This window comes from Pseudactinotalea sp. Z1739 (assembly GCF_049725055.1).
Lineage (GTDB): Bacteria > Actinomycetota > Actinomycetes > Actinomycetales > Beutenbergiaceae > CALKWS01.
On the sequence record NZ_JBMPQA010000002.1, the window covers coordinates 371,389 to 383,729 of the forward strand.

A 12,341-nucleotide genomic window follows, 5' to 3' on the forward strand; every position below is an offset into this window, starting at 1 on the left:
AGACAATGGCGCGCGGTGACCGAGACGAAGCACAACCAGCGGCGGCCCGAGCGCGGGTCACGACGTCGTCGACCCCAGCGCCGTCGCGAGGGCTACCGAAAGCCCGATCCCCAGTTGCTCCAGCGGCGCAGGGACGCCGTCCCGAAGGTGGCCTATCCGGAGCAGTTGCCGGTCTCCGCCCGCCGGGAGGAGATCGCCGAGGCCATCGAGAAGAACCAGGTGGTGATCCTGTCCGGGGAGACCGGGTCGGGCAAGACCACCCAACTGCCGAAGATCTGCCTGGACCTGGGCCGCGGTATCGAGGGCACGGTCGGGCACACCCAACCCCGCCGGATCGCCGCGCGCACCGTGGCCGAACGCATCGCCGAGGAACTGGGCACGGAAGTCGGCCAGGCCGTGGGCTACCAGGTGCGCTTCACCGACCAGGTCTCCGAGACCACGCTGATCAAGGTGATGACCGACGGCATCCTGCTCGCCGAGGTCCAGCGCGACCCGATGCTGCGCCGTTACGACACCATCATCGTCGACGAGGCCCACGAACGGTCCCTCAACATCGACTTCCTGCTCGGCTACCTGCACCAACTCCTGCCCCAGCGCCCGGACCTGAAGGTGATCATCACCTCGGCCACCATCGACTCGGAGCGCTTCGCCGAGCACTTCGGCTCCCCCGGCACCCCTGCCCCGGTGATCGAGGTGTCCGGACGCACCTACCCCGTCGAGGTGCGCTACCGCCCCCTGGTGCAGGACACGGAGACAACCGAGGACGACGACGAAGCACCCGGCCGCGCAGGCGGCACCGGCGCTGGGACCGGCGCAGGCGACCCCGCGCGCTCCCGCGGAAGCGCCGGTCCCACACGCTCCCGCGGAAACTCAGGCGAGCGCGAACCCCTGGACCAGGCCACCGCCATCTGCCTGGCCGCCGATGAACTGATGGCCGAGGGCCCCGGCGACATCCTGGTGTTCTGCTCCGGGGAGCGCGAGATCCGCGACGGCGCCGAGTCCCTCACCAATCACCTGTCCGGCCGCCCGGGCCCCGAGGTGGAGATCCTGCCGCTGTACGCGCGCCTCTCCGCGGCAGACCAGCACCGGGTCTTCGCCGCGCACTCCAACCGGCGCATCGTGCTGGCCACCAACATCGCCGAGACGTCGCTGACCGTGCCGGGCATCCGGTACGTGATCGACCCGGGCACCGCCCGCATCTCCCGCTACTCCAAGGGCACCAAGGTCCAGCGCCTACCGATCGAACCGGTCTCCCAGGCCAGCGCCGACCAGCGCGCCGGCCGCTGCGGGCGGGTGGCCGACGGCATCTGCATCCGGCTGTACTCCAAGGCCGATTACGAATCCCGCCCGGAGTTCACCGAACCGGAGATCCTGCGCACCTCCCTGGCCTCGGTGATCCTGCAGATGACCGCCCTGGGTCTGGGAGAAGTCGCCAAGTTCGGCTTCGTCGACCCGCCCGACACCCGCTCCGTCCGGGATGGGGTAGCCCTCCTCACCGAACTGGGTGCGATCACCGACGACGACGGTGCCCGGCCCGCCCGTCCGGGTCCCGCGGACGCCGCTCGCCCGGGTGAGTTGCACCCCACCGCCGCGAAGACAGCCCGGCGGGATGCGTCGTCGTCGGCCACTCCCGGGCTGCGCCTGACCAAGGTGGGCCGATCCCTGGCGCACCTGCCGATCGACCCGCGCCTGGGCCGGATGCTCCTGGAGGCCGACCGGCTCGGGGTAGCCGCCGAGGTACTGGTGATCGTGGCGGCACTGTCCATCCAGGATGTGCGCGAGCGCCCGCCGGATGCCCGGCAGCAGGCCGACGCCAAGCACCGCCGGTTCGCCGAGGAGACATCCGATTTCCTGTCCATCCTGCGGCTATGGGACTACCTGCGCACCAAGCGGGCCGAGTTGTCGTCCTCGGCGTTCCGGCGGATGTGCCGGGCGGAGTACCTGCACTTCCTGCGGATCCGGGAATGGCAGGACGTGCACACCCAACTGCGGCAGATGATCAAGCCGCTGGGCATCCATCTGGGTCGTCTGAAGGCACCCGGGGACGTCGACGCCGACGCGGTGCACCAGGCGATGCTGACTGGGCTGTTGACCCAGATCGGTTCCTGGGATGAGCGCAAACGGGACTATCTCGGCGCCCGCGGGGCGCGGTTCGTGATCTTCCCCGGCTCCCACCTGGCGAAGAAGCGCCCGGACTGGGTGATGGCGGCCGAACTGGTGGAGACCTCGCGGCTGTTCGCCCGCACCGCGGCCCGGATCCGCCCCGAGTGGGTCGAGCCGCTGGCGGCCCACCTGATCAAACGAAGTTACTCCGAGCCGTACTGGTCCACCCGGCAGGGTGCGGGCATGGTCAAGGAGAAGGTGATGCTCTACGGGCTCACCCTGGTGGCCGACCGGCCCGTCCCCTACGCCCGGGTCGATGCCCCGGCGGCGCGGGAGATGTTCATCCGGCACGCCCTGGTGGACGGTGAGTGGCGCACCCACCACGCCTTCGTCGAGCACAACGCCGGCGTGATCGCCGAGGCCGAGGAACTCCAGGCCCGCGAGCGCCGGCGGGACCTGATGCTGGATGAGGACGGCCTGTTCGACTTCTACGACGAACGCATCCCCGAGCACGTGGTCACCGCCGCGCACTTCGACACCTGGTGGAAGCAGGCCCGCCGGGAGCACCCGGACCTGCTGAATCTGAGCGTGGACCTGCTGGTGCCGCAGGTGCAGGAACTCGATCCCGGCCGGTACCCGCAGGTCTGGCAGCAGGGGGACCTGACGTTGCCGCTGTCCTACCAGTTCGAACCGGGCACCGAGGCCGACGGGGTCACCGTGCACATCCCGATCGCGGTGCTGGGCCGGGTGCGTCCGGAGGGATTCGACTGGCTGGTGCCCGGACTCCTGCAGGAACTGACGGTGGCCAGCATCAAGGCCCTGCCCAAGCCGATCCGTAAGCATCTGGTCCCGGCGCCGGACACCGCACGGGCGATCGCCGAACTGTTGCCGCCGTGGGAGCAGATGGCCCCGGCCGGGGAGGGAGCGGTCTCCTTCGCCGAGGCCTTCGCGACCGCCGCCCGGCAGGTGCGCCCGGAGCTGGAGATCAGTGCCGGGGACCGCGATCCGGAGAAACTGCCCCCGCACCTGCGCATCACCTTCCAGGTGCACGCCGAGCGCGGGGCGGTGCTGGGCACCGGTCAGCATCTGGAGGCATTGCAGCGGGAGTTGTCCCGGCAGTCCGGCGACGCGGTGCGCACGGCGGTGAAGTCGGCGCTGCTGGCGGCCCGGAAACGCGCCGGTTCCCCGGCTGCCGGGCCCGGGACCGCGGAAGTGGCATCGGCGGGCGCTGGAGCGGCCGGTGCCGGCGCGGCATCAGCCGGTGCCGGGTCGGCGGAAGACGGCGACGGCGACGGCGACGGCGACCGTGCGACCTCCCCGCAGGGCGGCGTGCGCGCCGGGCTGGCTGAGGAGAAGAACCTGACCGGATGGCCGGCGATGGACCGGATCCCCGACGTGGTCACCGCCACCGGCGCCGGCGGGTTGGAGATCCGCGGCTACCCGGCGTTGGTGGTGGAGGGCGAGGCCACCGGCCGGGTGTCGCTACGGGTGCTGCAGGATGCCGCGGCCCAATCCGGAGCCCACCGCGCCGGTGTGCGGCGGCTGCTGGCCGACACCACCGCTCTGCCCACCGGGCGGGTCTCCAGCCGGTGGGGCGGACGGGAGGCGCTGTCCCTGGCGGCCAGCCCGTACCGGGACACCGCCGCCCTGGTCACCGGTTTGCACCGGGCCGCGGTGGCCTCCCTCACCGCGAGCAGGGACCTGGCGCAGGTGCGCACCGCGGAGGCGTTCGCGCAGGTCGAGGCCGATGTGCGGGCCCGGCTGGAGGATGAGATCTACCGGTTGGCGGCCCTGACGGTGCAGATCCTGGATGCCTCCCGGGAGTTGCAGGCCCAGATCAAGGCCACCACCTCCATGGCACTGCTCGATGTGCTCACCGATGTGCGCGACCAGCACGCCGCGTTGATTCATGACCGGTTCCTCACCACCACCCCACCGGAGCAGCTGATGCATCTGCCCCGGTACCTGCAGGCAGCCACGATGCGGCTGGCCAAGGCCGCGGAGAACCCGAACCGGGACGCGGACCTGGCCTGGCAGATCCGGGACCTGCACGATGCCTGGTGGGCCGCGGACCGGGCCACCACCGACCCGGCCCACGCCGAGCAGTTGGCGCAGGTGCGGTGGATGCTGGAGGAGTTGCGGGTCAGTTTCTTCGCGCAGCAATTGGGCACCGCGGTCCCGGTCTCGGCCAAGCGCATCCGCAAGGCCCTCGCCGAGGTCGGCTCGGCCTGAGGCCGGACCAGCGGTGCCGGAGGGTGTCGGTGGCAGCGATTAGAGTCGGCACCAACCGGTGCAGTTGGGGTGATGTGGTGAATCTGGAGCAAGCCGAGTCGATGGCCCGTGACCTGATGGCCGAACACGGCCTGAGGGACTGGACCTTCGCCTTCGACCGCGCGAAACGCCGCGCGGGTCTGTGCCGGTTCCACACCCGCACCATCTCCCTGAGCCGTCACCTGACCGAACTGCACCATGACGATCTGGTGCGGGATACCGTGCTGCACGAGATCGCCCACGCCCTGGCCGGCCCCGATGCCGGGCACGGCACCCAGTGGCGCCAGGTCGCCGGCCGGATCGGTGCCCGCCCGGAGCGAACCCTGCCCGCTGAAGCCCCGCTGCCGCCGGCGCCGTGGGAGGGCCACTGTCCCGGCGGGCACGAGCACCGACGGTTCCGCAAGCCGGCACGCCCGGTCAGTTGCAGCCGGTGCTGCCCGCAGTTCTGCATCGCGAACCTGATCATCTGGACCCGCGACGGCGAGCCCATGCAACCCGGCCCCACCTACCATCGGGCGCTGAAGGACGCAGCCCGGCGGGCCAAGCGGCAGCGGGTGTGCCGCCGGTGCGGCGGGGCCACCGACACCGCACGCGAGCCCGCTCGCACCGGCCGCCGCGGGGCGGCTCCCGCTCGCCCCAAGGATCCGCCGCCACTCGTTCCGGCCACCCTCTTCTAAACCCCGGGTACCGGGCCCACCCGATGACTGGCAGACTCGATCCAGACCCGCAAGCGGCACTGGCGAAGGCGAGGAACCGATGAGCATCGAACCCGATGCCAAGGACTGGACCTGGGTGCTGCGCGAACCCTGCGATGAGTGCGGGCTCGAGGCCGGCACCGTGGTGCCGGAGTTGATCCCCCAGATGCTGCGGGACAACGCCAGGCACTGGCAGGACGTGCGGGCGCGCACCGACGCCCACTGGTGGACCCGGCGCCCGAACGCTCAGACGTGGTCACCGCTGGAGTACGCAGCGCACGTGCGCGATGTGCACGGGGTGTTCGCCGAGCGGCTGGGGCTGATGCAGACCGAGGAGGACCCCACCTTCCCCAACTGGGACCAGGACGCCGCCGCGATCGAGGGCAACTACGGCCAGGCGGATCCCGATCGGGTCCTGGCCGAGTCCCGCGATCAGGCCGACGCCATCGCCCAGCGGTACCAGGACCTGACCCGGGACCAGTGGCAGCGCACCGGCCGCCGCTCCGACGGCGCGCAGTTCACCGCTGTCACTCTCGCCCAGTACCACCTGCACGACGTCATCCATCACCTCGGCGACATCACCCGCTAGGTGTGTGCGGATCCGCGTCCCTGGCCTGATCGACGCACGGCCCTTCGCCGAACGCCGGAGGGGCTCCTCGACGGGTGATCGCAGCAGCCTGCTCCCTACGCATTGCCGTGCACGGCCTTGGCCGAGCAGGACGCGAAGTGGTTCACGCTCATGTGCTCCGGATGGAGCGCATCGAGGAAACTGCGCGCGGAGAAGGCCTCACCGGGTGCAGCCACGCCCCCGGTGAGCCGGTGACCGTGCAGCAGGCGCTCGATCGCCTCGGCTACCAGCGGGGCGGTGACGGCGTAGATGTCACGGCCGGTGGCGCAGATGCGGCGCTGCGTTGCGCCACGGCGAGCCACCACGTCGACGACGAACTGCTGCGCTGATCGGCCGGACTCCTCGACCGGGACGGGGCCGGGCGTGTCTTGGTCGCGCACATCGGCCAGAGCGGTCCGGGACAGGAACGTGCGCACCGAGCCGGCCTCCACGTGCCGTGCCAGCGTGACCATCTCGGAGAAGGGGCTGGCGACCACCCACTGGCTGCCCAGGGGGTACGGGAATTCCCAGTGTCGCGTCGTGGCCGGAAGTGGTGCGGGGACCAGTCTGCCGTCGTCGATCACCAACCGTGGTGCCGTGTTGCGCTTCCCTGTGCTTCGGGTTCCGGCGGTGGGCCACCACCGGTCCAGACCATTGAAGATCTCGATGGAGTCGACATCTGCCCATCCGGCGGTGACGGCGGAGACCAACAGATCGGCGAGCCCCCCGTAGAAGGCCATCGCAGGGATGACCGAAACACCGGCGTGCCGGGGCAGGGCTTGGTGATCCCGGTAGATCTGCCCGACAGAGGCCTGTTCGGCGCTGACGTCGAGATAGTGCGCGTCCGCATGGATCGCGGCCGCCACCAGGGCCGACCCGGTGTCGATGAAGGGACCGGCGCAGTTCACCACGGCGGTGACCCCGCGGGTCGCGGCCCGCAGCGATGCCTCGTCCTCGACCGTCGCAACCCTGGTGTGCAGGCCGGGATACTCCCGTTCCAGCCCGGCAAGAGCGAGCGCGTTGCGCCCGGCGAGGACGGGCTCGAGCCCGCGTCTGAGGAGTTCGGCCACCACGAACCTGCCGGTGTGTCCGTACGCGCCGAAAACAAGAACCGCTTGAGTCATACCGGCATCCCAGCATGGCACCAGCCGCGTGCGTCAGTGTCTGATCCGACAGCATGGCTACACTTTCGGACATGCACTCCGTCGCGCTGGTCCTTCACGAAGACGCGATGCTGTACTAGACCGCCATCGCGGCGGAGATCTTCGGTGTCGAGCGAGAAGGTCTGTCCGCCCATGGCTGGTACGACGCGATGGTGTGCACGAAGGATGGGGCACCGTCCCCTTGGCTGCCCCGGCTCGTCACCGGGCCCTACGCGGCCTTGACCGACGCCGACACCGTCGTCGTCTCCTCGACCAGCAACCTCGACCGGGAGCCGGACGGGCAACTGATGGACGCGCTGCAACAGGCTCATCAGGCCGGCGTGCGCATCGCAGCGCTGTGTACGGGCACCTTCATCCTTGCCGCCGCAGGACTCCTGGAGGGGCGTACCGCGACCACGCACTGGCTGCATGCCGCACTCCTGGCCCAGCGGTATCCGCTCATCGATGTCCGTGCCGACGTCCTCTACGTCGAGGACGGTACGGTGCTCACCTCGGCCGGCAAGAGCGCCGCGCTCGATCTCGGCCTGCACATGGTGAGTTCCGATTTCGGTGCGAGCGCTGCGAACGCACTCGCTCGTCGACTCGTCGTCCCGACCCACCGGACGGGTGGCCAAGCCCAGTTCATCACGCCGCCCCGCCCGAGGCCTGCGGCCGATCTGCTCGGGAAGGCGCTCGATTGGGCGCGCGCACGACTGGACCAGCCGCTGACCGTTGAACACCTCGCTGATCGAGCGGCCTTGAGTTCCCGGCAACTCAGCCGGCGGATGAACGCCGAGGTCGGGATGAGTCCGCGCGCGTGGTTGCAGCATGAGCGGATCACACGGGCACAAGACCTACTGGAGCGCACCGACGCCTCGATCGAGCAGATCGCGGCGATGTGCGGCATGGGAACGACCACCACTCTACGGCGGCAATTCACACAGACCCTCGGGGTGACCCCGACCGGCTACCGAACAGCGTTCCGTGCGGACGTGACCCAACCTCCCGGTAACCGGGCACCGCTCGCCCGGCCTCGCGGCTACGGCGCCTGGTCAGCGGGCGCCCTGCCGCCGACCAGTTCAACTGGGAAGCCCCCGTCCGCAGCCCCTGCTCCCGCCCACAGTCGCACGACGGCGTAGCCACGGTGCGGCCGCCATGCCTCGGCTGCGGTCGTCACCGCGGGCGCGGTCAGCCCGCCCATCGCACGTCGCAGTACCAGGTCGGAAGCCGGCAGCGCGTCACCCTCGCCGCGACCACGTAAGGCCAGGATGGAGATGGTCCATGGGCCGACCCCGGGTAGGTCGGCGAGTCGGGTGAGCATGTCCTCCGCGAGCAGGTACGGGGCGTCGGGAGGTGCCGGGTGCTCGGCCAGCAACGCGGCGGCTTCCCGTAGCGTGCGGGCACGCGCACCGGTCAGGCCGATCGCTGCCCGCAGGTCCTCCCCATCCACCGCCGCGAGCCGCGCGGGCGCCGGGAAGGCCCGTAGGCCCGCCCCGGTCTCATCGCCGTAGACGGCCGCCAGCCGCCCGGCGAAGGTGCGCCCGGCCGCCAGGGACACCTGCTGGCCGAGGATCGTGGTGAGGACCCCGGCCGCCGCGTCCGGATGACGGGTGATGCGGATGCCGGGGCGGTCCGCGACCTGCCCCGCCAGGAGTGGATCGCCGCGCAGATGAGCGTCGATGGTCTCGATCTCAGCGTCCAGGTCGAACCACCAGCGCAGCAATGGCTCCAGGGCGCTCTCATCGGGCACCCCGGCGGCCCGGGCGTGGCCGCTCACGCGCCAGTGCACGCCGGCGGGGGTGAGCCGCAGGTCGATGATGTGGTGGCCTCCACCGACCGCCAGCACCCGGGAGTGGGTGCCCCTCGTGGTGTCGGTGCGGTGTGCACCGGGGATGCTGTGGTGACCCAGTGTCGTCAGCGTCGCGCCGATATCCCAAGGCCCGAAAGCGGGCAGGAAGCGTTCAGTCATCGTCAGCCCCGATCAGAACAGCCTCGCCGCTCGGGCCTCGGGGGGTTCCTCAATGTCCAGCAGGGCGCGCTTCCGGTCCAGCCCACCGGCGTACCCGGTCAGGGAGCCGTCGGCACCGAGCACGCGGTGGCAGGGGATCACGATGCTGACCGGGTTGCGTCCAACCGCCTGACCAACCCGTTGAGCCAGCCCAGCCGATCCCAATCGCCGCGCGAGCGCGCCGTATGTGGTGACCTGCCCATAGGGAATCTGCCGCAACATCGTCCACACCTCTTCGCTGAACTCATTGCCGGCGGTTCGAAGCGGAAGGTCGAACGCCCGCCGATTCCCGGCAAGGTACTCACGCAACTGCTCCCCGACGGTGAACAGGAAGTCGTCGTCGCCCCTGCGCAACCGGTTACCACTGGGGGCCACCCGCTCCCCGAGCATGGCGGGTGTCGGAGGGTAGGTGTGCTCGGGGAAGTACAGGCCCGCCAGCGCCGTACCCCATCTGACCGCGAGAAGGGTCCCGATCGTGGTGTGCAGGAAGGCGTGCCGCAGGTCCGCCGTAACACCGGTTCTGCGGGTAGTCATGGTCTGGTCCCCTTCCGCTGTTGCCCTGTAGACGCTGCGGCACCGCCGAGTGTGAGGTCCGGCGCCGGGTCAGGCCACCAGGCGCGCCAACACTTCCAGCACATGCTCATAGGTGCGCCCGGTGGCCCGGCTCATCCCCATCTCACAGGTGCGGTTGGCGGAGATGTAGGCATCGAACGCGCCGTGCCGGGCCTCGACCGCGGCGAGTTCGGCCACCTGGGGTGCGGTGGCGCCGGCGGTCAGTTCGGGATGCAGCATGCCGCGGTCACCGGCGAACCCGCAGCACCCCCAGCTCACTGGAACGGTCACCTGCCGCGCCACCGAGCGGGCCAGGGCGAGCAGGTCATCGGTGACGTCCAGGTGGGTGGTGGCACACGTGGGGTGCACCGCCACCGAGGCCAGGCGCCGGTCGGGGTCCACCGGCACCCTCGGCAGCACGTGGGCGCGTACGAATGCCAGGGCATCCATCACCTGCAGGCCAGGGTCCGACTCCACCAGACCCAGGGTGCACGAGGCCGCGTCGGTCACCACCGGCAGCCGGCCCCCCTCACTCGCCTCGGTGAGCACCTGGCGCACCTGCTCGGCCATGGTCCGGGCGCCATCGGTCAGGCCCTTGGAGGTCCATGGCACGGCGCAGCACAGGGAGTCGATCCGCTCCGGGATCCGCACGTGCACCCCGGCCCGGGCGCACAGGTCCAGGAAGGCCTGGGCGGCCCCGGGTGAGTCCGAGCCGAACATCGCCCCGGTACAGGAGGGGAAGAGGACGACGCCGACAGCCCCCTGGTCAGCCGGGGCACCAGCCGCGGGGGTACGTGTGGTCGCCGCGCCGGGGCGCAGCGCCGAGCGTTTCGTGCCGGGCCCGGGCAGGTCCTTGCCCACCTCGGGCACCAGGTCGTGGGGCGCCACGGTGCGCACCGCCCGGCTGCCCGCGGCGAGCACCCCGCCGGGAAGGACCGCGGCGACGCCCAGGCCGGCCCGCACCGCCGTCGTCGTGCCCGCCCAGTGCATCGCGGCCGTCCGCCCGGCCCGTTGCGCCGCCTGGGGTGCGGCCTCGGCACGCATGCCCTTCATCACCGCGCCGGTGTCGATGCCCACCGGGCACACGGTCACGCACATGGAGTCCCCGGCGCAGGTCTGCACCGCCTGGTACTCGAAGGCCTTGGCCAACTCCTCCCGGCGCTGGGGGTCGGCCACCGCCATCTCCCGCATCAGCACAATGCGCTGGCGCGGGGTGGTGGTGACGTCCCGGGAGGGGCACACCGGCTCACAGAACCCGCACTCCACGCACGCGTCCACGAGCGGGTGGGCGGCGGGCATCGTCTTCAGGTGCTTGAGGTGGGCCACCGGGTCCTCGTTCAGCACCACCCCGGGGGCGAGGATGCCGGCGGGGTCGCAGGCCGACTTGATCCGGCGCATCAGGGCGTACAACTCCGGGCCGAACTGACGCTCGACGTAGGCGGACATGATCCGCCCGGTGCCGTGCTCGGCCTTGAGCGTGCCGCCGGCGCCCAGGATCACCTCGACCATGTCCTCGGTGAAAGCGGCGTAGGTGTCCACCTGCGCCGGATCGTCCAGCCGCGGGTTGATCATGAAGTGCAGGTTCGCGTCGCGGGCGTGGCCGAAGATGACCGCGTCGTCATACCCGTGCCGCACGAACAGTTCCGACAGGTCGCGCACGGTGGACCGCAGGTGCTCGGCGGGGACGGCGACGTCCTCCAGCAGGTTGGTGGTGCCGGCCGGGCGCGCCCCGGCCACCGCGGGGTAGAGCCCCTTGCGCACCGTCCACATGGCAGCGCGGGCGGCGCTGTCCTGGCTGAGTTCGGCCGGCATCGACAGCCGGGCATCGGCCAGCGCCGCGAGCAAGTCCTGACTCTGCTCGGTCAGTTCGGTCTCCTGCTCGGCCTGCAGTTCCACCAGCAGGGCGGTGTGGGCATCCACGTCGATTCCGCGCATCGACGCCGGTGCCGCCGGCAGTCGCTGGGCCACCCGCAGTGCGCGGGCGTCCATGAGTTCGGCCGCCCGGGCGCTGGCGCCCAGGATCGCCGGCAACGCGTCCGTGGCTCGGTTGATGTCGTCGAACACCAGCAGCGAGGTCGCCACGTGCGGGTGGGCGGGCACGGTGGTCAGCACCACCGAGGCCAGGTAGGCCAAGGTGCCCTCCGACCCGACGATCAGGTGCGCCAGGATCTGGGCCGGCTCGTGGTGGTCCAGGAAGGCGTTCAGCCCGTAACCCATGGTGTTCTTCATCGAGAACTGGTGCTCGATGGTGCGGCGCAGCGCCGGGGTGGTGCGGATCGTGTCCCGGATCCGCGCAAGTTCGGCGTGCAGGGCTGGTTCCTGCTCACGCAGGCGGGCGTCGGCGTCACCGGCGGCGGTGTCGATCGCCGTACCCGAGGGCAGTACGAACACCGCGGATTCCATCGTGTGATAGGCCGTGGCGGCCGAGCCGCTGGTCATCCCGGAGGAGTTGTTGGCCACCACCCCGCCGATGGTGCAGGCGATCTCACTGGCCGGGTCCGGTCCCAGCCGGCGCCCGTACGGCATGAGCGCGGCGTTGACCTTGCGCAGCAGCACCCCCGGTTCGCAGCGCACCCGGGCGCCGTCGTCGAGCACGTCGAACCCGGCGAAGTGGCGCCGCACGTCGATGAGCACCCCATCGCCCACGCCCTGCCCGGACAGACTGGTGCCGCCCGCGCGGAAGGTCACCGGCACCCCGGCGGTGCTCGCGCGGGCCAGAACGGCGGTGAGTTCGCCCAGCGTGCGAGGGGTGTGCACGGCACGCGGGGTGAGCAGGTAGTGCGAAGCGTCATGGGCCATCGCGGTCCGGGTGGCCTGATCGGTGCTCCAGGCGGCCGGGGCGGCGACGTCGCGCACCTGCGCCAGCAGATCCTCGGTGACTGTCACAGTGCCGACCCTACGCCCGGGCGGGTGGGCGCGTGAGCGCGGAACGGGCGCCCGATCGGTGTTGCGCCGGGCAGATG

The 12,341-nt window shown here is 71.1% G+C and carries 8 protein-coding genes; 4 read left to right on the forward strand and 4 right to left on the reverse strand.

From position 1 onward, the window contains the following. Window positions 1–15: 15 nt before the first annotated feature. The 3 genes from ACO0LV_RS04160 to ACO0LV_RS04170 all read left to right on the forward strand — a co-directional run bounded on the left by ACO0LV_RS04160 (window position 16) and on the right by ACO0LV_RS04170 (window position 5,658). Window positions 16–4,335, forward strand: a complete 4,320-nt coding sequence (locus tag ACO0LV_RS04160) for a DUF3418 domain-containing protein (protein WP_424786604.1) — start codon at window positions 16–18, stop codon at window positions 4,333–4,335. 29 nt (window positions 4,336–4,364) lie between these two features. Beyond that, a complete protein-coding gene (locus tag ACO0LV_RS04165; protein ID WP_424786605.1) occupies window positions 4,365–5,051 on the forward strand; it encodes a SprT-like domain-containing protein in 687 nt (228 codons plus the stop codon). A gap of 79 nt (window positions 5,052–5,130) precedes the next feature. Continuing rightward, window positions 5,131–5,658 carry a DinB family protein gene (locus ACO0LV_RS04170; protein ID WP_424786606.1) on the forward strand — a complete coding sequence of 176 codons (528 nt, stop codon included), beginning with the start codon at window positions 5,131–5,133 and terminating at the stop codon, window positions 5,656–5,658. Between the two features lie 95 nt (window positions 5,659–5,753). Here the strand turns inward: ACO0LV_RS04170 and ACO0LV_RS04175 are convergent, their stop codons facing one another. Then, window positions 5,754–6,800 (reverse strand): saccharopine dehydrogenase family protein, encoded by a 1,047-nt coding sequence (locus ACO0LV_RS04175; RefSeq protein WP_424786607.1) that lies wholly within the window; start codon window positions 6,798–6,800, stop codon window positions 5,754–5,756. Between the two features lie 191 nt (window positions 6,801–6,991). Between ACO0LV_RS04175 and ACO0LV_RS04180 the strand changes: the two genes are divergently transcribed. Continuing rightward, complete coding sequence (locus ACO0LV_RS04180) at window positions 6,992–7,957, forward strand: GlxA family transcriptional regulator (RefSeq protein WP_424786608.1); 966 nt, start codon at window positions 6,992–6,994, stop codon at window positions 7,955–7,957. Here the strand turns inward: ACO0LV_RS04180 and ACO0LV_RS04185 are convergent. The 3 genes from ACO0LV_RS04185 to ACO0LV_RS04195 all read right to left on the reverse strand — a co-directional run bounded on the left by ACO0LV_RS04185 (window position 7,858) and on the right by ACO0LV_RS04195 (window position 12,264). Next, on the reverse strand, window positions 7,858–8,787 hold the full coding sequence (locus ACO0LV_RS04185) for a DNA-3-methyladenine glycosylase family protein (RefSeq protein ID WP_424786609.1): 930 nt from the start codon (window positions 8,785–8,787) through the stop codon (window positions 7,858–7,860). The two genes, ACO0LV_RS04180 and ACO0LV_RS04185, sit on opposite strands and share 100 nt — an antisense overlap. Before the next feature lie 12 nt (window positions 8,788–8,799). Beyond that, window positions 8,800–9,360, reverse strand: a complete 561-nt coding sequence (locus tag ACO0LV_RS04190; protein ID WP_424786610.1) for a methylated-DNA--[protein]-cysteine S-methyltransferase — start codon at window positions 9,358–9,360, stop codon at window positions 8,800–8,802. Between the two features lie 69 nt (window positions 9,361–9,429). Further along, the gene (locus tag ACO0LV_RS04195; protein ID WP_424786611.1) at window positions 9,430–12,264 is read right to left on the reverse strand and encodes an FAD-binding and (Fe-S)-binding domain-containing protein; all 2,835 of its coding nucleotides are present in this window, start codon (window positions 12,262–12,264) and stop codon (window positions 9,430–9,432) included. Window positions 12,265–12,341: the final 77 nt, after the last annotated feature.